The 24,443-nt window shown below is 61.8% G+C and carries 21 protein-coding genes; 4 read left to right on the top strand and 17 right to left on the bottom strand.

Annotated elements, in window-relative coordinates:
- Positions 1 to 61 precede the first annotated feature (61 nt).
- The 3 genes from AB6803_RS00975 to AB6803_RS00965 are packed head-to-tail and all read right to left on the bottom strand — an operon-like array spanning position 62 to position 2,730.
- A complete protein-coding gene (locus AB6803_RS00975) occupies positions 62 to 1,288 on the bottom strand; it encodes an NAD(P)/FAD-dependent oxidoreductase (RefSeq protein ID WP_371107103.1) in 1,227 nt (408 codons plus the stop codon).
- Positions 1,289 to 1,298: 10 nt separating this feature from the next.
- Complete coding sequence (locus AB6803_RS00970) at positions 1,299 to 1,613, bottom strand: MocE family 2Fe-2S type ferredoxin (protein ID WP_371107102.1); 315 nt, start codon at positions 1,611 to 1,613, stop codon at positions 1,299 to 1,301.
- 31 nt (positions 1,614 to 1,644) lie between these two features.
- On the bottom strand, positions 1,645 to 2,730 hold the full coding sequence (locus AB6803_RS00965; RefSeq protein ID WP_371107101.1) for a fatty acid desaturase family protein: 1,086 nt from the start codon (positions 2,728 to 2,730) through the stop codon (positions 1,645 to 1,647).
- Positions 2,731 to 2,883: 153 nt separating this feature from the next.
- On the opposite strand from AB6803_RS00965, the gene AB6803_RS00960 reads away from it, so the two are divergent.
- Together AB6803_RS00960 and AB6803_RS00955 are read left to right on the top strand one after the other, a co-directional pair.
- Positions 2,884 to 3,912, top strand: a complete 1,029-nt coding sequence (locus AB6803_RS00960) for a LacI family DNA-binding transcriptional regulator (RefSeq protein ID WP_371107100.1) — start codon at positions 2,884 to 2,886, stop codon at positions 3,910 to 3,912.
- A gap of 159 nt (positions 3,913 to 4,071) precedes the next feature.
- Positions 4,072 to 4,884: a TIM barrel protein gene (locus AB6803_RS00955; RefSeq protein ID WP_371107099.1), complete on the top strand. Its 813-nt coding sequence runs from the start codon at positions 4,072 to 4,074 to the stop codon at positions 4,882 to 4,884.
- 36 nt (positions 4,885 to 4,920) lie between these two features.
- Here the strand turns inward: AB6803_RS00955 and nikR are convergent, their stop codons facing one another.
- From nikR to cbiE, 3 genes are all read right to left on the bottom strand, one after another.
- Positions 4,921 to 5,358, bottom strand: coding sequence for a nickel-responsive transcriptional regulator NikR (nikR, locus tag AB6803_RS00950; protein WP_174165062.1), 438 nt, complete (start codon positions 5,356 to 5,358; stop codon positions 4,921 to 4,923).
- A gap of 71 nt (positions 5,359 to 5,429) precedes the next feature.
- Positions 5,430 to 6,188 (bottom strand): precorrin-4 C(11)-methyltransferase, encoded by a 759-nt coding sequence (cobM, locus tag AB6803_RS00945; protein WP_371107098.1) that lies wholly within the window; start codon positions 6,186 to 6,188, stop codon positions 5,430 to 5,432.
- A gap of 16 nt (positions 6,189 to 6,204) precedes the next feature.
- Positions 6,205 to 7,431 (bottom strand): precorrin-6y C5,15-methyltransferase (decarboxylating) subunit CbiE, encoded by a 1,227-nt coding sequence (cbiE, locus tag AB6803_RS00940; RefSeq protein WP_371107097.1) that lies wholly within the window; start codon positions 7,429 to 7,431, stop codon positions 6,205 to 6,207.
- Here cbiE and AB6803_RS00935 point away from each other — a divergent pair.
- The gene (locus AB6803_RS00935) at positions 7,430 to 8,200 is read left to right on the top strand and encodes a cobalt-precorrin-6A reductase (protein ID WP_371107096.1); all 771 of its coding nucleotides are present in this window, start codon (positions 7,430 to 7,432) and stop codon (positions 8,198 to 8,200) included. The genes cbiE and AB6803_RS00935 overlap by 2 nt on opposite strands.
- Here AB6803_RS00935 and AB6803_RS00930 read toward each other — a convergent pair.
- From AB6803_RS00930 to AB6803_RS00900, 7 genes are all read right to left on the bottom strand, one after another.
- Complete coding sequence (locus AB6803_RS00930; RefSeq protein WP_371107095.1) at positions 8,164 to 8,928, bottom strand: precorrin-3B C(17)-methyltransferase; 765 nt, start codon at positions 8,926 to 8,928, stop codon at positions 8,164 to 8,166. The genes AB6803_RS00935 and AB6803_RS00930 overlap by 37 nt on opposite strands.
- On the bottom strand, positions 8,925 to 9,662 hold the full coding sequence (locus tag AB6803_RS00925) for a precorrin-2 C(20)-methyltransferase (RefSeq protein ID WP_371107094.1): 738 nt from the start codon (positions 9,660 to 9,662) through the stop codon (positions 8,925 to 8,927). The genes AB6803_RS00930 and AB6803_RS00925 overlap by 4 nt, the downstream gene beginning before the upstream one ends.
- The gene (locus AB6803_RS00920) at positions 9,659 to 10,291 is read right to left on the bottom strand and encodes a precorrin-8X methylmutase (RefSeq protein ID WP_371107093.1); all 633 of its coding nucleotides are present in this window, start codon (positions 10,289 to 10,291) and stop codon (positions 9,659 to 9,661) included. The genes AB6803_RS00925 and AB6803_RS00920 overlap by 4 nt, the downstream gene beginning before the upstream one ends.
- 2 nt (positions 10,292 to 10,293) lie before the next feature.
- Complete coding sequence (gene cobG, locus AB6803_RS00915; RefSeq protein ID WP_371107092.1) at positions 10,294 to 11,706, bottom strand: precorrin-3B synthase; 1,413 nt, start codon at positions 11,704 to 11,706, stop codon at positions 10,294 to 10,296.
- 75 nt (positions 11,707 to 11,781) lie between these two features.
- Entirely contained in the window at positions 11,782 to 12,558 is a 777-nt protein-coding gene (gene cobF / locus AB6803_RS00910; RefSeq protein ID WP_371107091.1) for a precorrin-6A synthase (deacetylating), read from the bottom strand.
- A gap of 156 nt (positions 12,559 to 12,714) precedes the next feature.
- Positions 12,715 to 14,376: an FAD-binding dehydrogenase gene (locus AB6803_RS00905; RefSeq protein ID WP_371107090.1), complete on the bottom strand. Its 1,662-nt coding sequence runs from the start codon at positions 14,374 to 14,376 to the stop codon at positions 12,715 to 12,717.
- Positions 14,377 to 14,509: 133 nt separating this feature from the next.
- A complete protein-coding gene (locus AB6803_RS00900) occupies positions 14,510 to 14,971 on the bottom strand; it encodes an Lrp/AsnC family transcriptional regulator (RefSeq protein WP_015917880.1) in 462 nt (153 codons plus the stop codon).
- A 189-nt stretch (positions 14,972 to 15,160) separates the two neighbouring features.
- Here AB6803_RS00900 and putA point away from each other — a divergent pair, with 189 nt between their 5' ends.
- Complete coding sequence (putA, locus tag AB6803_RS00895; RefSeq protein WP_371107089.1) at positions 15,161 to 18,865, top strand: trifunctional transcriptional regulator/proline dehydrogenase/L-glutamate gamma-semialdehyde dehydrogenase; 3,705 nt, start codon at positions 15,161 to 15,163, stop codon at positions 18,863 to 18,865.
- 76 nt (positions 18,866 to 18,941) lie between these two features.
- Here the strand turns inward: putA and AB6803_RS00890 are convergent, their stop codons facing one another.
- The 4 genes from AB6803_RS00890 to AB6803_RS00875 are packed head-to-tail and all read right to left on the bottom strand — an operon-like array spanning position 18,942 to position 24,443.
- Positions 18,942 to 19,358, bottom strand: a complete 417-nt coding sequence (locus AB6803_RS00890; protein ID WP_371107088.1) for a DUF3830 family protein — start codon at positions 19,356 to 19,358, stop codon at positions 18,942 to 18,944.
- Positions 19,355 to 20,788: a dihydropyrimidinase gene (gene hydA, locus AB6803_RS00885; protein ID WP_371107087.1), complete on the bottom strand. Its 1,434-nt coding sequence runs from the start codon at positions 20,786 to 20,788 to the stop codon at positions 19,355 to 19,357. The genes AB6803_RS00890 and hydA overlap by 4 nt, the downstream gene beginning before the upstream one ends.
- Positions 20,789 to 20,799: 11 nt before the next feature.
- Positions 20,800 to 21,528 carry an amino acid ABC transporter ATP-binding protein gene (locus tag AB6803_RS00880; RefSeq protein WP_371107086.1) on the bottom strand — a complete coding sequence of 243 codons (729 nt, stop codon included), beginning with the start codon at positions 21,526 to 21,528 and terminating at the stop codon, positions 20,800 to 20,802.
- Positions 21,525 to 24,443 carry an FAD-dependent oxidoreductase gene (locus AB6803_RS00875; RefSeq protein ID WP_371107085.1) on the bottom strand — a complete coding sequence of 973 codons (2,919 nt, stop codon included), beginning with the start codon at positions 24,441 to 24,443 and terminating at the stop codon, positions 21,525 to 21,527. Before AB6803_RS00875 ends, AB6803_RS00880 begins: the two co-directional genes overlap by 4 nt.

The following is a 24,443-nucleotide window of genomic DNA, read 5'->3' as shown; positions in this document are numbered from 1 at the left end:
ATGGAGAGAGTTTGCCGTTCCGAGCCGTTCGTCAAGGGTAGTCCGGGTGCTTGGGTTCGGGTCAGGCGGCCAGAAGCGATTTCAGTTTGATATGGCTCGCCGTCAGCGCCTCGGGATCTGGGTGCGCGCGGGCGGCGATCAGCATTTCGGCAAGGCGGATATCGCGGGCAACCGCGTTGCCATGGCCGATGCCGCTCGCCGCAAGAAGCCGCCCGGTATCATCGAGATGAAAGAGGATGAAAGCCCCGTCGGAGAGATCGCGCCTGAGCATTCTCGTCGCCCCGTCGGCGAGGCCGGCGATCTGCAAGGTCAGATCATATTGATCGGACCAGAACCAGGGCACGGCGGAAATGCTGTTCCCTTCGCCGAGCATGTTGCCCGCGGCCAGCGTTCCCTGTTCCTGCGCATTGCGCCAGGACTCCAGCCGCACCCGCCGCCCGCCATAAAGCGCCAGCGGGAAAGAGCAGCAATCTCCGGCCGCAAAAATATCGGCCTCGGACGTCTCCAGCCACTCGTTGACGGCAATGCCGTTGTTGATCAAAAGGCCCGCTTTTTCTGCCAGCGCGACATTCGGCAAGGCGCCGATGCCGACCAGGACGAAATCGGCGGAAATGGTCTTGCCGCCTGCCAGGTGGATAACCGCGCTATCCGCTCCCTCCTCGACGGCAACAATAGTCTCGCCGCAGCTTATATCGACGCCTTCCTGCCGATGGCGCTCTGCTATCACCTCGGCAATCTCCTCCGGCACGCCTCGTTCGAGGACGCGCGGCAGGCCCTCGATGACAGTAGCCGCCGCGCCAAGCTTGCGCGCCGTGGCCGCCAGTTCGAGACCGATGAAACCGCCGCCGATGATGGCGATGTGTTGGCCGGGATGGAGCGCCGATCGCAAGACGCAAGCGTCAGTGTGTGTGCGAAGCACACGAATACGTTCGCCAGCTCCCGCAATACCGGGAAAGGCGCGTGCGGATGCCCCTGTTGCCAGCAGCGATTTGTCATAGCTAAGCTCTTCGCCGTCAGCGAGCGTGACCGCCTTGCCAACCGGATCGATATCGATCACATCTGTTGCCAGCCGCAAGTCGATGCGCTGTTCGGCGTAACGCTCCCATGCGGCCACGAATTTCGGTTCGGCTGCGTGGGCAAGACCATCCTTCGAGAGCGGCGGGCGCTCGTAGGGTGCGACGGGTTCAGTGCCGATCAGGGTGATGTCGCCTTCAAAGCCCTTTTCTCTCAGCGCAAAGGCGGCGCGCGCGCCGCATTCCCCTGCCCCGACGATAACAAAATGCGGCATGGCTTTCTCCTTACACCGCAATGAAGACGGTGCCGCCTTCAACCTTGACCGGATAGGTCTTGAGGTTGACGCAGACGGGCGCACCCTTGGCTTCCCCGGTCCGGTAGTCGAAACGACCATTGTGCTTTGGACATTCGATGATGTTATCCATGACCAGCCCGTCGGCCAGATGGATCTGCTCATGTGTGCAGAGACCATCGGTGGCGAAGTAATCGTCTTCCGGACTGCGATAAATGGCGAAAGTCCGTCCGCCATGATCGAAGCGCATTACATCCTCTTCGTCTATCGCATCGGCCGCGCAGACCTCGATCCAGTTGTCGCTCATTCTTGCCTCCCTGTTTGTAGTTCTCTGCCGGTTATTGTGCCGCTTCGGGCAATGCACCGTGGAATTCTTCCCGATAGGGCCGCGCCGTCGGCGGCAGCTCGCGCTTCAGGAAATAATCCTCATTGCGAAGCTGGCGAAGAAAAGCCGGGATCATTTCGCGATAACCCGACCAGATGGACGGATTAGGCTGTGGAAGGTCGTGCTTGATCATCGCATGCAGCTTCGGCAGCGCATGATAGGGTACCATCGGAAACATGTGATGCTCGACATGATAGTTCATGTTCCAATAGATGAAGCGGCTGATCGGATTCATCAGCACCGTGCGGCTGTTCAGCCGGTGGTCGATGACATTGTCCGCAAGCCCGCCATGCTGTAGCAGGCCGGTCAGCACATGATGCCAGGCGCCATAGAGCCGCGGCAGGCCGATCAGCACCAGCGGCAGGATCGAGCCTGTATAAATAGCCGCTGCAATGGTCAGGGCGTAGATAGCGGCCCAGATGCGGGCGATACGGATCGCCTTCGGCTGCTCCTGTTCGGGAATGAAGGTCTTTTCCTCGGCACTGACGATACCGGCGGCATTGCGGATCATATCCAGCATGCCATAGGCCGCATCTAGAATACCGAAGAAATTTAGAACCAGGCGCAGGAGATCCGGCGGCCGCATGACGGCAATTTCCGGATCACGGCCGACGATGACGGTATCGGTGTGGTGTCGCGTATGGCTCCAGCGCCAGGTCACCGGATTGCGCATGATCATGAAGCAGGCGATCTGATAGACCGCGTCATTCATCCAGCGGGTCTTGAAAGCCGTGCCATGGCCACATTCGTGCCAGCGGCTGTCGGAGGCGGAACCGTAGAGCACGCCGTACGCCAGGAAGAAGGGAACCGAGAGCCACGAGCCCCAGAAATAGATGCCGAGCCCGGCGAGGACCGCCATGCTGCCCAGCCAGATGGTCGTGTCGCGAATGGCGACCTTGTCGGAGCGCTGCATCAGCGCCTTCATCTCCTTGCGGGGGATCTCCGTGTGATACCATTCCGCCGCCGCCAGCCCGGTTTCGACGGCCCGCTTGCCGCTCGGGCCAAGCAAGCTGTAATCGCGTTTGATTCTCTCAGTCATCTCTTCCTCCCGCGATACGCAAAAACAGCGCGCCGCACCTCATGCCGAGAAGGATAGGCCTAGTTTTTTCTTGCCTCAATGCAGGAATGATGGAATCTATCAAAAGCAATCATTCTAGCATTTCATTATTGATAGAACACCTCAGGAGCCGATATGCGCCGCCCCACCATCTCCGACCTCGCAAAAGCATCCGGCGTCAGCGTCGCGACGATCGATCGCGTACTCAACGGGCGACATCGCGTCCGGGAGGAAACGGCCCGGCGCGTCTATGAGGCTGCGCAATCGATCGGCTATCATGCGGTGGGCCTGCTGCGGCAACGCGTTTTCGAGGACCTGCCGCAATACCGGCTGGGCTTCGTGTTGCAGAAGCCGTCGCAGCCCTTCTACCAGGCCTTCGCCAAGGAGATTGCTGCGACGGGACAGACGGTCACCACCGCTCGCGTCCACGCGCAGGTTGATTTTGTCGCTGCATCGACGCCGACGGCGATCGTCGAGAAGCTGAAAGCCATGGCTGCCCGGACACAGGCCGTTGCGCTTGTCGCACCCGATTATCCGGCGGTTACCACCGCAATTGAGGAACTGAAGGAAAAAGGGATCCCCGTCTTTTCGCTCCTATCCGACTTCGCGACGGGCGTGCGCGAAACCTACATCGGCGTCGATAATCGCAAGGTCGGGCGCACGGCCGCCTGGACCATCGCCAAGTCGGCGGATCGCCCGGGCAAGGTCGCCTGCTTCGTCGGCAGCCATCGTTTTCACGGCCATGAACTGCGCGAGATCGGCTTTCGCTCTTATTTTCGCGAGAATGCGCCCGATTTCGAGGTGCTGGATACGCTGATCAATCTCGACACCGCGGAAATCACCCATGAGGCAACATTGAACCTCTTGCAGAAACATCCCGATCTCATCGGTTTCTATGTTTGCGGAGGCGGCATGGAGGGCGCGATTTCCGCCATCCGTGAGGAAGGGCTTGCCGGTAAGCTGGTCGTCGTCGTCAACGAACTGACGCCGGAGTCGAAGGCGGCGCTTGCGGATGATGTCGTCACCATGGTGATCGGTACGCCACTCCCCTCGCTCTGCAAAGAGCTGTTTAGCCTGATGATCGGCGCCGTCGAGCGCGGCGAAGCGGCCATGCCGGGGCAATCCTTCCTGCCCTTCGATATTTTCATCTCGGAAAACATCTAGCCGAAAATGATGGAATCTCCTCATTGCACGGATATTTCTATCATCAATGATGGCCGATGCTCGCGCTCGGCGATAGATCGGCCGCGCGATTCTGGGTAGTCATCTGTGGCATGTACGGCCGAGCAAATGTCCCGCCGGCCGACGAGGAGGAATACCCGCATGAGTTCCATTCGCTTCGCGCTCAATCACATGTGCGCGCCATCCCTGTCCCTTGAAGCCTTCTTCTCCGCGGCGAAAAGCCTCGGTATCGACAGCGTCGAAATCCGCAATGACCTCGCCGGCAACGCGATCATCGACGGCACGCCGGCGGCGGCCGTCAAGGCGCTTGCGGCACAGTATGGCTTGACGATCATTTCGATCAACGCGCTGCAGCGCTTCAACGCGTGGAATGAGGTCCGCGCCCAGGAAGCGGCCGAACTTATCGACTACGCACGCGATTGCGGCGCCAAGGCGCTGGTGCTCGTTCCCGCCAATGATGGCAGCGGGCGTGAGCCGGAAGTGCGCCGGCAGAACCTCCAGACGGCGCTAACGGCGCTGAAGCCGATGCTGGATGAGGCCGGGATCATCGGCCTGGTCGAGCCGCTCGGTTTCGAGATCTGCTCGCTGAGCTCGAAGACCGAAGCAGCCGCCGCAATCAAATCCCTCAGCGCCCAATCCACCTTCCGTCTCGTCCACGACACGTTCCATCATCACCTCGCCGGCGAGACGGCTACATTTCCGGAACTTACCGGCCTAGTCCATATTTCCGGCGTCAGCGATCCCACAGTTTCAGTCTCCGATATGCGCGACCCGCATCGCGTCTTGGTGGATGCAAGCGACCGCCTCGACAATGCCGGCCAGATACGGGCGCTGCTGTCCGCTGGCTATGCCGGCCCCTTTTCCTTCGAGCCCTTTGCAGCAGACGTGCATGCGCTGAAGGAGCCTGTAGACGCGCTGAGGCAAAGCATGGCCTATTTGTCCGCGCAGGTCTGATGGCAGCGACGCGAGAGTCCAATCGGATCTCGCCAATCAATCGTGTGAATGTGGCCCATGATCATGTGGGCCATGTTCCGACGGGATGAGATGCAAATTCCCGAAACGCACGCCGCGCTGGGTCACTACGCTATCGGCGAAGGACTTGATTTCGCCGACCGTACCCTTCAGCACAGAGACCTCGAGGCAATCGTGGCCGTCGACATGGACATGCAGCGTCGAGACCGAAAGGTCATGGTGATGATGCTGCGTTGTCGTCAGGCGACGTGAAAGATCGCGGGTCTCGTGTTCGTAGACGTAGGTCAGCGTGGCGTAACATTTCGTTTCGCTGTTGACGGCTGCTTGTTCGCGGGTGACGGCGTCGCGCACGAGATCGCGCAGCGTTTCCGAGCGGCTGGCATAGCCGCGCTGTTCGCTGATCTTGTCGATCGTCTCCAGAAGATCGTCATCGATGGTAATGGTGATGCGTTGCATCTCTTTCCCCTTTTGCGAATACGCCAACTAGAGAAAATTTGAGCAGGAATTGCAACGGCATCCGCCGCCCATCATTCCCTGCCTCGGAAGCGACGCTGATAGGCGGGATCGTAGAGCGAGCTTTCTCGGAAATCGTCGACGGTGAGCGACGGGCCGACGAAGATCAGTGCAGTGCGCTCGATCGGCTCGGCAGCGATCTTGGCCTCGATCGTGGCGAGCGTGCCGCGCAGGATGCGCTCGTCCGGCCAGGAGGCCTTGACGACGATCGCGACCGGGCAATCCGCGCCATAAATCGGCGTCAACTCCTCGACCACCTGCCCTAGCGCATGGATCGCCAGATGAATGGCGAGCGTCGAACCCGTTGCGCCGAATTTCGCCAATGTCTCATCGTTCGGCATCGGCGATGCGCGGCCGGAAACACGGGTAAGAACAAGGCTTTGCGCAATGGCCGGAATGGTCAGCTCGCGCCCGAGCGCAGATGCTGCTGCCGCGAAGGCGGGAACGCCGGGGGTCAGCGTGTAGGGAATATCGTGCTTTTCCAGGCGGCGGATCTGTTCGGCAACCGCACTCCAGACCGAGAGATCGCCCGAATGTAGGCGCGCGACATCCTCGCCAGATGCGGCGGCTTTCAGATATTCGGCCTCGATCTCGTCCAAGGACATTGGCGCGGTGTCGACGATGCGAGCTCCGGGCGGGCAATATTGCAGGAGCTCCGGCGAGACGATCGAGCCGGCATAAAGGCAGACCGGGCATTTGCCGATCAAGTCCCTGCCGCGCACAGTGATCAGGTCAGCCGCGCCCGGTCCTGCTCCGATGAAATGCACCGTCATTCCGTTCCCTCATTTCTCATTCTTTGACCCAGGACCACTGCGTCACCGGCATAGCCGGCCGCCAACCGGTCATACTGCCGATGGGTGCGGCGCGGGCGATGTCGATGCGGATCAGCGAGCCGCCGCGCCGGGCATGTTCGGCAAGCAGGATCGCCTCCATCTCGGTCGTCACCGCATTGGCGACGAGCCGCCCACCCTTCCTCAAGCCGCCGATGGCCGCTTCCATGAGGCCGGCATCGCTGCCACCACCGCCGATGAAAATCGCATCGGGCGTGGGCAGCTCGGCAAGGGCATGCGGCGCCTGTCCTTCGACAATGGCAAGCCCCGGAACACCGAAGCTTGCCGCATTGCGGCGAATGCGGGCAGCGCGGTCACTGTTGGATTCGATGGCAATGGCACGCATGGAGGGATCGGCGAGCATCCATTCGATGGCGATCGAGCCCGAGCCGGCACCAATATCCCAGAGCAATTCACCCCGGCGTGGCGCAAGCGCCGAGAGGGTCATCGCCCGGATTTCCCGCTTGGTGATCTGGCCATCATGCTCGAACAGATGGTCGTCAAGCCCGGCTGCGAGCGGCAGGATACGCGCACCCTCTCCAACCACAACGTCGATGCCGCAAACGTTCAAATCATTGATGCCGGAAAGCGCAAAATCGGCGGCTTGCTGCGTGGAGACACGCTCATTCGGCCCGCCCAGGGCTTCTAGAACTGTCAGCATCGATTGGCCGAACCCGCTTTCCTGCAACAAGCGGGCAAGATCGGCCGGCCCCTGCCCGTCCGAGGTCAAGGCCAGGATCTTGCGGCCCGGATGCAGATGCGGGCGGAGAAGGTCAAGCGATCGGCCATGCAGCGAGAGGATAGTGACATCCTGCAAGGGCCAGCCGAGACGCGAGGCGGCAAGACTGAAGGAAGATGGCGCAGGAACGATGATCATTTCCGAGAGGGGGATATGTCGTGAAAGCGTCGCGCCGACGCCATAGAAAAAGGGATCGCCGGAAGCAAGCACGACTATCGGTGTCCCGCGCCGCGCCAGTACAGCTTCGATCGACTTTTCAAAGGGGCTCAGCCAGGCATGCGCTTCGCCCTTGATCAGGGGCTGCATGAGGTCGATATGGCGCGCTCCGCCGAAGACGGCGGGGGCGGATGCTATCAACCGCTTGGCCTCGTCGCCGAGCCCCGCTGGACCGTCCTCGCCGATGCCGATAAGAGTGAGCCAGCGTTGAGCGGAAGGTATCTCAGACATGGGCGGAACCCGCATTCTGATCTTGGGCGGCACGACGGAAGCCCGCCGGTTGGCGGCAGCGCTGGCGGCCCGCGCCGATCTCGATGTCATCCTGTCGCTTGCGGGCCGCACCATCGATCCGGCTCCGCAGCCGGTTCCCGTTCGCACGGGTGGCTTCGGCGGCGCTGAGGGGCTTGCCCGCTATCTGAAGGACAAGCAGATCAATCTGCTGATCGATGCGACCCATCCTTTCGCCGCTCGCATTTCCGCCAACGCCGTTGACGCCGCCGGCCGCAGCGGCATAGCCGCTTTCGCCCTCCGTCGGACCGCCTGGTTGCCGATCGAAGGTGATCGCTGGCGCGCAGTGCACAGCGTTGCCGAGGCGATTGCGGCGCTCGACCCTTCCCCTCGCCGCGTCTTCCTGGCGATCGGCCGGCAGGAGGCTCATCGAGCCAATGATGCGCCCGTCCATCACTATTGGGTGCGTAGCGTCGACCCCGTCGAACCGGTGCTGACGGTGCCTGATGTTACCTATATCCACGCCAAGGGTCCGTTCCGCCTGGAAGACGAACTGGCGATGCTGCGGGAATACCGTATCGATGCGGTTGTCGCCAAGAACAGCGGTGGCGATGCCACCTATGCGAAGATCGAGGCGGCGCGGCAATTGGGTATCGAGGTGATCATGGTCGAGCGAGCGCAGGTCGCCGGCTTGCCGGCTGTCGAAACTATCGAGGCTGCGCTGCACCGTATCGATCATCTCGCCTCTTCCTTGATGAAGCGCGGCGTGTAAACCAGATCAGGCTTTCCGTCCCGGACAATGACGCGCGTTTCGGCGGAGCCGATGATCACGCAGGTCGCCATGTCCGCATCCGCAGCTTCGGCTTCCGCCAACTGCGCAATCGCAATGCGTTCATCCGGCCGCCCGGCAGCGCGGCCGAAAATGACCGGCGTTGCGGCAGGCAATACCTCTCGCAATATCTCGAAAGCCTTGCCGAGCTGCCAGGGGCGGGCCTTGCTGATCGGGTTGTAAAGGGCAATCACCAACCCCGCCCGAGCAACAGACCGAAGCCTGTTTTCGATGATAGTCCAAGGCTTCAGGTTGTCAGACAGCGAAATGGCACAGAAATCGTGCCCGAGCGGCGCGCCGATGCGCGCGGCAACGGCAAGCATCGCGGTAATGCCCGGGACCACGACGAGATCAACACTGCGCCATGCGTCCGGCCCATTGTCGATCGCCTCGCACACCGCCGCCGCCATGGCAAAGACACCGGGATCGCCGCCGGAGACGACGCAGACATTGGCACCCGCCACGGCGCGCTCCAGCGCTGCCTTGGCGCGGTCCAGTTCCTCGCGATTGTCGGAGGCGTGGCGGATCTGATCCGCGCGCAGCGACAGGCGGTCGAGATAGGGACCATAACCGAAGAATTCGGCGGCATTTGCCGCGGCGGCCCGCGCCTCCGGCGTCATCTGCTCCGGATTGCCCGGACCTGTGCCGATGATCGACAGACGCCCGCTCATGGCTTTCCTTCCCAACCGGGAACGAGGATCAGCGAGAAATAGGGCGCCTCGATATCCCCTCGGCTGGCAAGCGGCGTCATTGCGCCGTTCATCATCGTGCCACGCTCGACATAGATGGCCTCATCGAGACGTCCAGCGGTTTCGAGCGCACGACGAATTTTCGGCAAGTTGCGGCCGACCTTCATGATCACAGCCGCCTGGGTATCGCCAAGACGGCGGGCCAGCTCGCCTTCCGCCATGGTGCCGGGCAGAACGGAGAGAACATCGTCCCCCTGCACCATCGGCAAACCGGCAAGCGACCAGCAGCCGGACATGGCCGTCACGCCCGGAATGACCTCGGTCGGAAAACGGTCGGCAAGACGCACATGCAGATGCATGTAGGAGCCATAGAAAAGCGGGTCGCCTTCGCTCAGCACCGCGACGGTTTTCCCGTCCCTCAGATGCGCCGCGACGATTTCGGCCGAGGCGTCGTAAAAGGTGGTGATCTGGCGATTGTATTCCGGGGCGTCCTTATCGATTTCCGTGGTCACGGGATAATAGAGCGGCAGGAGCGTCACATCGGCTCGCAGCAGATCCTCGACGATGGCGCGGCCATTGCCGCCCCTTCCCTGCTTGGCGAAATAGGCGACAACGTCAGCCGCCTCCAGCGCTTTCACGGCCTTGACGGTCAGCAGATCCGGATCGCCGGGGCCGGTGCCGACACCGATCAGCCGGCCGGTGGAATGTGCGTTCATAGGCCGGGCCTCGCCAATGCATTGAGGGCGGCCGCCGTAATGGCGCTGCCACCAAGCCGGCCACGAACGATGGCATAGGGAACGCCATAGGAGTTCTCCGCCAGCGCGTCCTTCGATTCCGCAGCCCCGACGAAACCGACCGGCATACCGATGATGGCGGCCGGCTTCGGCGCTCCATCGCGCAGCATTTCAAGCAGATGGAACAGCGCCGTCGGCGCATTGCCGATGGCGACGACGGAGCCGGCCAGACGATCGCCCCAAAGATGCATCGCGGCAGCCGAGCGGGTGTTACCGGTCGTCTTCGCCAGCTCCGGCGTGCGCGGATCATGCAGCGTGCAGATCACCTCGTTGGCCGCCGGCAGGCGGGCGCGGGTGACGCCATGCGCCACCATCTCGGCATCGCAGAAGATCGGCGCGCCACGCGAGAGGGCTCCGCGTGCGGTGGCGACGAAATCGGGAGAGAAGACGAAATGTTCGGATGCCTCAACCAGGCCGCAGGCATGGATCATGCGAACGGCGACATCGGCCTCCGCTTCTGAAAAGCGCGACAGATCAGCCTCGCTGCGGATGATCGCGAAGGAGCGCTCGTAGATCGCATTCCCCTCGCGGATATAATCATAATCTGGCATTCCTACCCCTGTCGTAGCGCTGTAACGACCGCATCGGCGCCAAGCCGTGTAAGACAGTCCTCCGCCGATTCGCCAGCACCTTTATTGTTCCGTACCAGCCGGTTCATCCGCGCGAGTACCGATTTCAGCTCTTGTTTTCCGATGTAGGCCATGGGCTCGCTCAATGCGGACCCATTTACGACAATCCCGTAGCCCGTTGGCGCACCGACAATGGTGATGGCTGCCTTGCCCGGATGGGCGCAGCCTTTGCGGCAGCCGGAGAGATGCACAGCCAGCGACCCGTCGAGCAAATCCGGTGCCTTGTCGAGCACATCCGCAGCCGCCAATTTCGTGGGATAGAAGGCGGAAGCACAGGCTCCCGCCCCGGAACAGACGTCTATGTGGTTCGACGGATCATCCGCTCGCGTTCGAAAGCCATGCTTGGCCGCCATCAGCTGAATATCCTGAGCCGCTCGGCCATCAAGGCCTAGCACCAGCAGGGAATGCTCCGGCGCGGTCCGTATTTCATTCGCTCCGGCAGCTTCAGCAATGTCGAGGAAGTCCAGAATATCTCTGGCATGGATCTGTCCGAAGGATGGGCGCAGGCCAAGAACGAGGTTTTTGTCGCCAAGACGATGAATGCCGATAGGCGAAAGATGCTGACTGACAGCCCCGAATGTGCGGTCCTGCCTCGAAGGAAATCCTGCCCGCAGGCTGGCCGCATCGAGATCGCGGCCGCGTGCGTTCGGCCCAATGTGTGCCAGCGTTTTCAGCAGCTCGATAACTGTCGTTACTGATTGCTCGGTGGACAGAGATGCAAGAATTTTCGCTGTCTGCGCCGTTCCGCCTATGGACAGGCTCCATACGATCGAACCGCTGTCGGCTCTCGTAGCCTTCAACCTTATATCCGCTGACATCGCATCCAGCACCAGCCGCCCGCCGCCATCGATGATGATGGTCAGCTTTGGAGCCAGTACTGGCTGAGAATCAAGCGCGGCGATCTCCCGGCGAAGCCGTATGGCCAGATCCCGGGCATCGGCGACCTCCAGCGGGTCCAGCCCGCTGAGCGGCGGAACCTCGATGGCAACACCGCTCTCCGGCACGATGCCGGCACGATCGATGTCCGCCGCGAGACCGGCCATGCTGTCGGCAGTCATACCGCGTAGTTGAAGATTGCCGCGCGCTGTGATCTCGATCAGCCCGTTGCCATGGTTCGCAGTCGTCTCGGCGAGCGCCCGAAATTGCGCGACTGTCAGGCCCGGCGTTGTCGGGCGCAGGCGCACAAGCAATCCGTCGCCGGTCACCATCGGCACGCTGAGTGACGGACAGGCGCCACGGGCCATGGACGGTGCATCCGCAACACAGGCAAGGCTATCGGCCGCCTGCCGCGAGACGACGTCGTGCCTTTCCATCCTGTACCTGTCGGCTAGCGCCATGAGACAATCCTTATGAAGGACATGTCCTGACATAATCCGCATCGGCGGGCAAATAATTTGGCACCTTGTGCCACCTCATGCCGGGTCGTCGAAATCCTGGCCCTTGCGGAGCAGATAGATATCCATGATCCAGCCATGCCTTGTCCGCGCTTCCGCCCGGGTCGCCACGATACGATCCGACACATCGGCAAGCCGGCCGGCAATGGTGATCTCATCCTCGGTGCCGAGATAGGCGCCCCAATAGATATAGGCATCTGGATCGTCGATCTTGCCGAAGGCCTGCTCGCCGTCGAGCATGACGACGGCGGTTTCGACCATGCCCGGAAAACTCTCGGCCAGCCGGCGGCCCGTGGTGATCTGGACAGGCTTTCCAACAAGGTTGAGCGGAATGCGATGGCTCGCCGTCAGCGCCTGGATGCTGGTGATGCCGGGAACGACGCTATAGTCGAGGACAACCTGTTTGCGCGCACTGACCCGCTCGATGATGCGGATCGTGCTGTCGTAGAGACTCGGATCGCCCCAGACCAGGAAGGCGGCACTGCCGTTCTCCTGGATATGCTCCTGAAACAGTCGTTCGTAGGTTGCCGAAAGCTCCGAGTGCCAGTCATCAACACTCTGGACGTAGCTGCGATCCGCCGTCTGGCGCACCGGCACGGCATAGTCGATGACGCGGATGGCCTCGTTCGTCACATAGCGCTGGCAAATCCCCCTGCGCACCTCGGCAAGCTCTGCTTTGGACGCGCCCTTGCTGGGGATGAAGATGACATCGACTTTGTTCAGGGTATTGATCGCCTGCACGGTCAGATGCTCGGGATTTCCCGTTCCGATACCGACAATATAGATGTGCCGCATGTCCACGCCCTCGTTCCATGGGCTGTTTGCCGGAAGCGGGGGATTATTTCAAGTGTGGCGATCGTGCAGTTGGCCACGGTCTCCCGGAGGCTGTGATGCCCCGATAATTTCGCCTTTCAGACATTTGAACGATCCCGCGATGGTATCGAACAAAACTCAACCTACCCGCCGGGCCGCAGAGCGTCCCGCGGCACGTCCGGAAAACAGGCAGCCGCCCAGGAAAGTGCCTTCCAGTGCCCGGTAGCCATGCATGCCCCCGCCGCCAAAGCCAGCGGCCTCCCCGACCGCATAAAGGCCGGGAATGATGTCGCCGCGGCCGTCGAAAACGCGGGCTTCAAGATCGGTTTCCAGGCCACCTAGGGTCTTGCGGGTGAGAATATTGAGGCGCACCGCAATCAGCGGACCGTGGGCAGGGTCAAGGATCGGATGCGGCTTGGCGGTCCGTCCGATCTTGTCGCCCAGATAGCTGCGGGAATTGTGAATGCCCATGATCTGGGCATCCTTGGAAAAGCGGTTCTCGATCTGACCGTCGCGGGCGCGGATCTCGCGGTCTATCTTTTCCACCTGCAGCAGTTCCGATTTGGCAAGGCGGTTCATGCCGGCCACGAGATCCGGCAGGCTGTTGGCAATCACGAAGTCCTCGCCATGCTGCTTGAACGCCTCCACCGGTGCGGGTGCCGTCTTGCCGAGGGCGCGGCGTATCACCAGCTTCCAGCTCTTGCCGGTGAAATCCGGGTTTTGCTCGGATCCGGAAAGCGCGAACTCCTTGCGAATGATGCTCTGGTTCAGGATGAACCAGCTATAGTCATAGCCGGTGGACATGATGTGTTGCAGGCTGGTCAGGGTATCGTAGCCGGGGTAGTTGGGCTGGGGCAGCCGGTTGCCTCGGGCGTCGAACCACATCGACGATGGGCCGGGCAGAATTCGGATCCCGTGGTTCGGCCAGATCGGCGCCCAGTTCTTGAGGCCCTCGGTATAGTGCCACATCCGGTCACGGTTGATGAGGCGGCCGCCGGCTTCCTCAGCGATTCCGATCATCCTGCCGTCGACATGCTTCGGAACGCCCGAGACCATCATCTGCGGCGGCTTGCCCAGTCTTTCCGGCCAGTTCTGGCGCACAAGATCGAGATTGCCGCCGATGCCGCCGGACGCCACGATCACGGCACCACCGGTCAGTTCGAAATCGCCCACTTCCACCCGCGAGGTTTCCATGCCGCGACTTGCATCGCTGTCCTCCAGAATGGCGCCCGAAACGCCCGTGACACTACCATTGGTGATAGTGAGCCTATCGACGCGATGCCGCCATAAAAAGCGGATCAGGCCCTTCTCCGCCGCCGCTCGGGCACGCCGTTCGAACGGTTCGACGACCCCTGGTCCCGTTCCCCATGTGATATGAAAACGCGGGACGGAATTGCCGTGGGACGTTGCGCTGGCCCCTCCGCGCTCCGCCCATCCGACGATTGGGAAGATGCGATGGCCCATGGCGCGTAGCCAGCTGCGCTTCTCACCGACCGCGAAGTCGACATAGGCTTCCGCCCAGCGTCTCGGCCAATAGTCCTCATTGCGATCGAAGCCTGCCGTGCCCTGCCAATCCCGCCATGCGAGATCGCGCGAATCCTTGATGCCCAGCCGCCGCTGCTCCGGTGAATCGACGAGAAACAATCCCCCCAGCGACCAGAAAGCCTGCCCGCCGAAATTCTGCTCGGGCTCCTGCTCCACGACGATCACTTTGCGGCCCGCATCCGCAAGTTCCGTCGCGGCAACGAGACCCGACAGGCCGGCTCCCACGACAATGGCATCGGCAGACAATTTTTCCATCGCATCCTCCCAAAACGCGAATTTCTCTTACTATAGTTGTATCGTGGCGAGAACTCCGCGAAAGCAAGATCGATGGCAACCAAGCCGGTATGTTCGATTAGGGTAGGGTGTTCCCACAGATAATCGCCGCGCCTTAGGACCAGCTTTCCTTGACCGCCTGCATGACGACATTGGTCGAGGTGCTTGCCACGAATGGCAGGCTAGAGATCTTTTCGCCGAGCACGATCCGGTATCGGCGGATATCCGAGGTTCTGACCTTGAGAAGATAATCGAAGCGGCCAGCGATCATGTGGCACTCTTCTATTTCCTTGATCTTTTTGACGGCATTGTTGAAGCTGAGCAGAGCCTGCTCACGCGTATCCGTCAGTTTCACCTCGGCGAAGGCGACATGATCGAGGCCGAACTTGGCGGGATTCAGAATTGCCTTGAAGCCATCGATGTAACCGGTGTCGATCAATTTTTTCAATCGCGCCTGGCAAGGAGTCTTGGAAAGGCCAACCCGCTCGGAAAGGTCCGTGATCGACATGCGGCCGTCTTCCACGAGCGCATCGAGGATCTTCTGGTCGAACTGGTCTATTTCACTGGTTTTTGTCATTTCTATAGGCAATCCCATTTGAAATCGAATGTATTGAAGTTCAATATGACTGAAATCTCGCAAATTCAAGGCAGAACGACCTTTGCGGCTAAGATATAATCTCTCGAAGCAGTTGGAGCGTCCCTCCAGCCAAACGACAGACGCCTGACAGGCGATCGGCATTTCAGACCATTGCACCTCGAGGTAACCATGACAGCCACCGCCAAACTCGCCGATCAGCCGACCTCCCCTACCACCCCGCCATTCGCGCAGTTCGCCCCCCCGATCCGCGAGCAAGGGCCTCTTCGCCGGGCGATCACCGATGCTTACCGGCGCCCGGAGACGGAATGCCTGCCACCGCTGCTCGAGGCGGCGACCTTGCCGGCGGCCGTCCGGAATGCCGTCAAGGAGACCGCCCGGATATTGATCGAGGCTCTTCGCGCCAAGCACAAGGGAACGGGCGTCGAGGGTCTGGTGCACGAATATTCGCTGTCGAGCCAGGAAGGCGTGGCGCTCATGTGTCTCGCCGAAGCCCTGCTTCGCATTCCGGATACCGCCACGCGCGACGCCCTGATCCGGGATAAGATCGCCGACGGCGACTGGAAGTCGCATCTGGGCGGCGGTCGCTCGCTGTTCGTCAACGCCGCAACCTGGGGACTGGTCGTCACCGGGAAGCTCACCTCGACCGTGAACGACAGAGGGCTGTCGGCCGCGCTGACACGATTGATCGCGCGCTGTGGAGAGCCGGTCGTTCGTCGTGGTGTCGATATGGCCATGCGGATGATGGGCGAGCAGTTCGTCACCGGCGAGACGATCGACGAGGCCCTGCGGCGCGCCCGTACGCTCGAAGCCAAGGGCTTCCGCTATTCCTACGACATGCTGGGCGAAGCCGCGACGACGCAGGCTGACGCCGAGCGTTATTATCGCGACTATGAAGCCGCTATCCACGCGATCGGCAAGGCCTCGGCGGGCCGTGGCATTTACGAAGGCCCCGGCATTTCCATCAAGCTTTCCGCCCTGCATCCGCGCTATGCGCGTTCGCAGACCGAAAGGGTCATGGGCGAACTCCTGCCGAAGGTGAAGGCGCTCGCAGTCCTTTCCAAGAGATACAATATCGGCCTCAACATTGATGCCGAGGAAGCCGACCGGCTTGAGCTGTCGCTCGATCTTCTGGAGGCGCTTTGCCTCGATCCCGATCTTGCCGGCTGGAACGGCATGGGCTTCGTGGTCCAGGCCTATGGCAAGCGGTGCCCCTATGTCCTCGACTTCATCATCGATCTCGCCCGCCGCTCGGAGCACCGGCTGATGGTGCGTCTAGTGAAAGGCGCCTATTGGGATGCCGAGATCAAGCGTGCCCAGCTTGACGGCCTCGCCGGCTTCCCCGTCTACACCCGCAAAGTCTATACCGACGTTTCCTACATCGCCTGCGCCAAGAAGCTGCTGGCGGCGACCGATCTGATCTTTCCGCAATTTGCCACGCATAATGCGCAGACGTTGGCGACGATCTACCAGATGGCCGGCAGCGGCTTTTCCGTCGGCAAGTATGAATTCCAATGCCTGCATGGCATGGGCGAGCCACTGTACGAGGAAGTCGTGGGCAGCGACAATCTCGATCGCCCATGCCGAATCTACGCGCCCGTCGGTACGCATGAAACGCTGCTTGCCTATCTCGTCAGGCGCCTGCTTGAAAACGGCGCCAATTCGTCCTTCGTCAACAAGATCGCCGACCCCGCCGTTCCGGTCTCCGACCTGATTGCCGATCCCGTCGAAGTGGTGCGCGCGATGAAAGTCGTGGGCGCCCAGCACGACAAGATCGCCCTTCCAGCCGACCTCTTCCATGACGTCCGCAGGAATTCGTCCGGCATCGATCTGTCGAACGAAACATCGCTCGCAGGCCTTGCTGAGCGCCTGCTCGCATCGGCGGCAATGGAATGGGTCGCCAAGCCCCTGCTCGCGGATAGGTCCGAACGCGGTGAAACCCGGCCGGTCCCCAATCCCGCCGATCATTCCGATCTTGTCGGTCATGTCACCGAATTGGGCACCGACGATGCGGCCATCGTGATGCGTCTCGCCGCTGAAGCGGCTCCGGAATGGGCTGCCGTCAGCCCGACAGAAAGAGCAAGCTGCCTGGAACGGGCTGCGGACCTGATGCAGACGGAGATGGAAACGCTGATCGGCCTGGTGATGCGGGAGGCCGGAAAATCGGCCGCTAACGCCATCGGCGAAGTCAGGGAAGCCATCGATTTCCTGCGCTATTATGCCGAGCAGGCGCGCAAGGTGCTGAAGCCCGACAGCGTTCCGCTCGGTCCGATCGTCTGCATCAGCCCGTGGAATTTTCCGCTGGCGATTTTCACGGGCCAGATCGCAGCCGCGCTCGTCGCCGGCAATCCGGTCGTCGCCAAACCGGCCGGCGTCACGCCGCTGATTGCCGCGCAAGGTGTTCGCATCCTTCATGAGGCGGGAATTCCGCGCGGTGCGCTCCAATTCGTGCCCGGCAGCGGCCGAACGGGCGCCGCCCTTGTGGGCGCGCCGGAGACATCAGGCGTGATGTTCACCGGGTCGACCGAAGTGGCCCGGCTCATCCAGGCGCAGCTTGCGGAGAGATTGTCGAAATTCAACAGGCCGATCCCGCTGATCGCCGAGACCGGTGGGCAGAACGGCATGATCGTCGACTCCTCGGCGCTCGCCGAACAGGTCGTCGGCGATGTCATCGCCTCGGCTTTCGACAGCGCCGGACAGCGCTGCTCTGCGCTTCGCGTTCTCTGCTTGCAGGAGGAGATCGCGGATCGGACGTTGACCATGCTGCGCGGCGCGCTCGGTGAATTGTCGGTCGGCCGCACGGATCGGCTGGCGGTCGATATCGGCCCGGTCATCGATGACAACGCCAAGCGGGGCATCGACGATCATATCGAAAACATGCGCAAGCTGGGCAGCAAGATACAGCAGATCGACCTTCCGCCCGCCGCTGCAAAGGGAACATTCGTCGCCCCGACGATCATCGAGCTGAAGAACCTGGCAGATCTCAAGAAGGAAGTGTTCGGGCCGGTGCTGCACATCATCCGCTACCAGCGCAAGAAGCTCGACAAGCTGATAGATGCGGTGAATGCCTCGGGTTACGGACTGACCTTCGGGCTGCACACGCGGCTTGACGGCACCATCGCGCATGTCACCGGGCGCGTGAAGGCCGGCAATCTCTACGTCAATCGAAACATCATCGGCGCGGTGGTGGGTGTACAGCCATTTGGCGGGCGCGGCCTTTCCGGCACCGGGCCGAAGGCCGGCGGCCCCCTCTATCTTCGCCGGTTGGTCGCCTCCCCGACCGAGCCGCTCCGGGATGCGAGCGTCAAGACGGATCAGGCCGTAAGCGATTTCCTCACCTGGCTCGACAGCAAGGGAGTGCCGCAGGCGGCCGGGCGGGCGCGCGCTATCGCCAGTGGGTCATCGCTGGGTCTCGCCATAGAGCTGCCCGGCCCTGTCGGCGAGCTGAACCTTTATCAACTGCATCCTCGCGGGAAGATATTGCTCGTGCCGCAGACGGCGCTCGGTCTCTACGTTCAGCTTGCCGCAGCCCTTGCCACCGGCAATTCAATTGTGGTGGACGCCTCGTCGGCGCTTCAGGACGAGCTTCGCGGCCTGCCGGAAAGGGTCGCAAGCCGCATCGCTTGGTCGAACGACTGGGCAGCGGATGGCCCCTTTGCGGGCGCGCTGATCGAAAGAGATGCGGACCGGATCAAGGCAGTGGTGCAGGCCATAGCAGCTCTTCCGGGACCATTGGTTCTCGTACAGGGCGCATCGAGCGACGAGATTGCGAAGGGACCCGATGCCTATTGCCTCAACTGGCTGCTGGAAGAGGTGACGACCTCCATCAACACAGCGGCGGCGGGCGGCAATGCGAGCCTGATGTCGATCGGATAGTGCGCGTTTATGCGCCGATCAAGCAAGGCGATCACGGACCATCTCGATGTCCGTGATCGTGTTCGCTAGCGGAGCCTCAGCCCTCGACCGTCTCGAAGCGGATTGACTGTGCGCCTTCCCACAGGGTCAGGCGGCCAAGTTCGGGCAGCTTGTCGAGGTTGGACGTTACGGTGATGAAGTGATTGCCGGCGAGCTGGCCCATTTTCGACGAGAAATCGACGCCGCCATAGGCAAGCAGGATTTCGGTTTCGCTGATACCGCCCGGATAAAGGATGATATGCCCCGGTGCCGGGTGGCTGGTGTGGTTTTCATATCCAACACCGAAATCGAGGTCACCGAGCGGAATCCAGACGCCCTCGCCGGACCAGCGAACATGCACGATCTTTCCTTCGAACGGCATCTGCTTCAGGAAAGCCTCCGAGGTCTTGGGAGCTTTTGTGGTTTCAAGCACGGCATCGAATTCGAAGGGGCCGGCGGTGATCTTCAATTTCATCGGATGTCTTTCCTTGCGTTGGTAATGTCGTTTGTCGGTCCCACCTTTGCGGAACAATATTTGCCATGCCCCTTGGGGCCGGTAAGGACGCCGTCATCGACCATGATCTTGCCGGCGACGATGGTGGTGACCGGCCAGCCATTTATCTCCATCCCCTCATAGGGCGAGTAATCGGCACCGTCATGCAGATCCGCGTGCCGGATCGTGCGGGTGATGGCGGGATCCCATATGGCGATATCAGCGTCCGCACCGACGGCGATCGTGCCCTTCTGCGGATAAAGGCCGTAGGTCTTGGCATGGTTCGTGGAGGTCAGTCCCACGAAGCGCGGAAGATCGATGCGGCCCGTCATCACGCCCTGCGAGAACAGGATGGGAAGGCGCGTCTCGACACCGGGGATACCATTCGGAATATGCCGGAAATTGGTGCTGCCTTTCGGGTTCAGCTTGCCGCGCTCATCCTCGTAGCGAAACGGGCAATGATCCGAGGAAAAGAGCTCGAACACACCGGTCTCGATCCCGCGCCAGCAATCGGCCTGCGCCGCCTCGTCGCGCGGCGGTGGCGAGCAGACGAATTTGGCGCCTTCCCAGTCCATTCCGTCGAGATCCTTGGCGGTCAGCGTCAGATATTGTGGGCAGGTTTCGCCGATCACCTTGATGCCGCGCGCCCGCGCCCGCATGATCTCTTCCATCGCTTCGCCATTCGAAACATGGACGATGACGATCGGGACGTCGACGATCTCGGCAAGCGACAGTGCGCGATGCGTGGCCTCACGTTCGACGGCGATCGGCCGCGTCGAGGCATGGGCGCGCGGGGCGACATCGCCCGCCAGCTCGTGCTTTTCGATCAGGAAGCGTATCGCATCTTCATTCTCGCAATGGACCATGACGGTGGCGCCGGTGCGCCGCGCCACGTCGAGCGTTCTCAGGATCTCCCCGTCGCTCAACCGCAGGCCTTCATAGGTCATGAAGACCTTCAGCGATGTGTAGCCATCCGCCACCAGCGCCGGGATCTCCTGGCCGAGAACCGCCTCCGTCGGATCCGAGACGATCAGGTGAAAGCTGATATCGGTATAGCATTCGCCTTCGGCGAGCTTGTGATAGGCCGTCAGCGCCTCACGCAGCGACATGTCCTTCTGCTGCAGGCAGAACGGCATGAGGGTCGTGTTGCCGCCGAAGACCGCCGACAGCGTGCCGCTGGCAAAGTCATCGGCCATGACGATGCCGTCGCCGGACGGCTGCGAGATATGCACATGGCTGTCGATACCACCCGGCAGCACATATTTTCCCGACGCGTCGATGATGCGCTCAGCGCCTGAAAGGTTTTCACCGATCTGAACGATCTTGCCGTTCCGGATGCCGATATCGGCCTTGAACACGTCGGACGCGGTTGCAACCGTGCCGTTCTGAATGATGAGATCGAAGTCGGACATGGATCGCTTCCTCAGTGTTGCAGGATCTTCCCGAGGAACGCTTCGGTCCTCGGATTGTGCTTGCCGGCGAAGAACTCTTCGCTCGGGCGGTCCTCGACAATCTCGCCCTGGTCGATGAAGATCACGCGGGTGGCGACGCGGCGGGCAAAGCCCATCTCATGGGTAACGACCATCATCGTCATGCCGTCCTTCGCAAGGCCGGTCATGACGTCGAGCACTTCGGAAATCATCTCCGGGTCGAGCGCCGACGTTGGCTCATCGAAGAGCATCGCCAAGGGGTCCATGGCGAGCGCCCGCGCAATGGCCACGCGCTGCTGCTGGCCGCCGGAAAGCTGGCTCGGATATTTGTTGGCATGGTCGGCCAGCTCGACGCGGTCGAGAAGCTGCATCGCCTTCGTCTTTGCGATCGTCTCGCTGCGCCCGAGCACGATCTTCTGGGCCAGCATCAAATTGTCGATGATGGTCAGATGCGCGAAAAGCTCGAAATTTTGGAAGACCATGCCGATGCGGGTACGCAGGTTCGGCAGATCCGTCTTCGGGTCCCCCACCTCGATCCCGTGGACGCGGATGGAGCCCTTCTGGAAAGGCTCCAGACCGTTCACGCATTTGATCAGAGTCGATTTGCCGGAGCCGGACGGGCCGCAAACCACGACGACCTCGCCGCGATCGACATTGACGGAGCAGTTCTTCAGGACTTCGTAGTTGCCGTAGAATTTGGAGACGCCACTGATTTCGATCATAAGCGGCCTTTCGCGAAACGATTGATGGAAAAGGATTGCAGCGCCCTGCCGGTTTCGCGGCCAAGGACGAGCTGCGCGGTCAACTGGCCGACGATCGGGCCGAGCGTATAGCCGTTGGACGTTACGGCGCTGAAACAGCCGGGTTGAAGCGGATGCTCACCGAGGATCGGCGCGCCATCGATATTGATGTTCATCGCCGCCCAACTGCGAATGACATGCAGTTTGCGCAGCGCCGGGACCACATGCTGGGCAACCCAGAGATTGCCCTCGAGGCTCGATAACAGCGGCCTTGGATGCTGATGTACCGGATCAAGACCTGCCGTCCAGCCGCCGCCGATGATGAAATTGCCGTTGGCCGCCTGCTTCAGTGTCAGATGACGATCGGCGTGGGCGACGAGGCAGGAGATCAGCGGAGCAGCTGCCTCCGTCACCACCATCTGCAAAGGCGCACCGAAGACGGGAATGTCGAGACCAAGCATCGATCCGATACGCGATGAAAACGCGCCGGCTGCATTGACGATGCGTTTTGCCCGGATCGTGCCGCGCGATGTCGTGACCTCAAAGCCAGCCGGACCGGCCACGATGCCGAGGACCTCGCATGTTTCGAAGATACGGGCGCCCTTCGCTCGTGCTGCTTCTAGAATATGCTGCGTGGCGATCAGCGGATTGATCTTGCCTTCCTGCGGGCAATAGGCGGCACCGACAAAATCCGGCGACAGGGCCGGTTCCAGGGCTCGCAATTCCTCTTGGCCAATCAGCCTGCAATCGATGCCGGATCGCTGCTCGACGCCGACTTTCTCAGCGAGGAAGCGCATATGCGCCTCGGTCTCGGCAACCATCAGGCCGCCCGTCACCTTCATTTCGAAATCGCAGCTAAGCTCATTCTGGAGAGCGGCCCAAAGGGCGATGGAATCGCGCTGCAAAGGCAACGTCTGTGCCGCCGCGCTACCACCGCCTTCGGCGCGGGCGCCGTGATCGAAGGACAGAAGCTGCGCATGCAGACTACCCGCATTGCCGCCCGAGGCCAGCGAGTTCGGAAAGGCGCGCTCCAACACGGTGACCTCTTCGCCTTCGCGGGCAAGAAAGAGGGCCGTCGACAGCCCGGCAATCCCTGCCCCGATGACCAGCGTCGAGGTCTGCGACAGCGGCAGCGGTTCACGGCTTTCCAGCGGCGGCTTTTCGGGCAATAGCGCCCGCTTGTGGCCACCCCATTCCGGCTTTTCGACCGCAAGTGCTGCCAGCGGCACCGGCCGCAGCGGCATTTGCGGAGCAAGAAAGCCGCGTGTCTCTCCGGATGTGCGTTTCTCTCCCGCAACGGCCGCGATGGCGTGGCCGCAATAGCGGCTCTGACAGCGCCCCATCCCGGCACGCGACAGTCGCTTCAGTGTCGCAATGTCCCTGGCGCTGTGTTCGCCAAGCGCCCTCAGCGCGCCATAGGTCACGCCTTCGCAGCGACAGATGACAGTATCATCCGGAGGCAGTTTATCGCCCATCGGGCGAGCCGATTTGAAGACGGTCCAAAGCATCGTCTGAAAGGAGCGATGCCGCGCCAGCCTGCGTTCAGCGAGCGGATCGGGCGTGACGTTGAAGCCCAATTTGCGCGCCACGGCAATCCCGGCGAGCCGGCCCTGCGCCATGGCAATATGCGCCCCGCCAAAGCGCGCGGCTTCTCCGACCACATGGATATGGGCAAGCGTGGTCTCGCCATCATCCTTGGTAGTGGCGACGAGATCGCCATCGATGACCTTATGGCCGCAACCGAGCAATCTGGAAAGTTCGTTCGAGGACGCAAAGCTGCCGCCGATCAGAACGGTATCGGCCTCAAGCCTGCTTTCGCCGTCCGGTCCAGTGACCGTGATGGTTTCGACATCGGCATGCCCGTCTATCGACGCAACTCGGCTTTCCCAGAGGATCGGAATGCCGGCTGAGCGCAAGGCCGCCACCTGCCGCAATCCGCCTATTGCAAGCGCCTTGTCAGCGGCCAGAAGCTTGAGCGCCGCCAGCGGTTGCTTCCACGGCGCGAGCGCGGTTTCCACCAGCGCGACGACGGAACCGCCGGCTTTGCGGACCTCATTGGCGACCTGGATATTGAGGGGGCCGTTGCCAGCGATGACGATCCGTCCGCCGGACACCGTGCCGTAGCTTCTCAGCAGCGTCTGTGCCGCGCCTGCCGTCATGACACCAGGGCGTGTCCAGCCCGGTACGGCCGGCGGCCGCTCATAGGCTCCCGTCGCGATCACAATCATTCGCGGCTTGCAGTAAAAGGCACCTTGCGGACCGTAACAGGCAATCGTCGCGCCGCTCTCGCCATTCTCCGCACCCCAGACAAGCGTTCCGCCGATCATCGACACGCCCGCAGTCTGGGCGCGCCGGATCAAGTCGGCACCCGATCGAGCCTGCTCGTCATCGCTGAGACGCAATGCCGCCTTCGACGTCGAGGGCTGCTTGAAATATTGCCCGCCAGCAATAGCGCGCTCGTCGACCAAGGTCACGCTCGCCCCCGCAGTCGCCGTGACCTCGGCAGCCGCCAGGCCGGCAGGCCCCGCGCCGATTACCAGCACGTCCATCTCGAGACAGGGGATCTCCGCCGGCACCTCCCAAAGGTCGGCGTGGTCCGCCGTGGGCGCCGGCTTCGAAGCCGGCCGGCGAACCTGCATTCCTTCCTTGACCGATGTCATGCAGGCGCGCTGGCTCACCTTGCCGTCAACCGTGACAAGGCAGTCCTGACATGTGCCCATGCCGCAGAAGAGCCCACGCGCTTCTCCCTTGACGCCCCGTGAAAAATCATGCCGTCCGCCCGCCTCGATCGCCGCGGCAATCGTCATCCCGCGTTCGGCATGGAAAGCCACGCCGTCGACGAAGAACTCGACGGCTGGTTCCGATCCGGAATTCGGGTTGGCATGCGAGGCGGACAT

Origin of the sequence: Rhizobium sp. RCC_161_2 (genome assembly GCF_041355235.1) — a bacterium.
Classification (GTDB): domain Bacteria; phylum Pseudomonadota; class Alphaproteobacteria; order Rhizobiales; family Rhizobiaceae; genus Rhizobium.
This window is presented reverse-complemented; position numbering and strand designations above follow the sequence as displayed.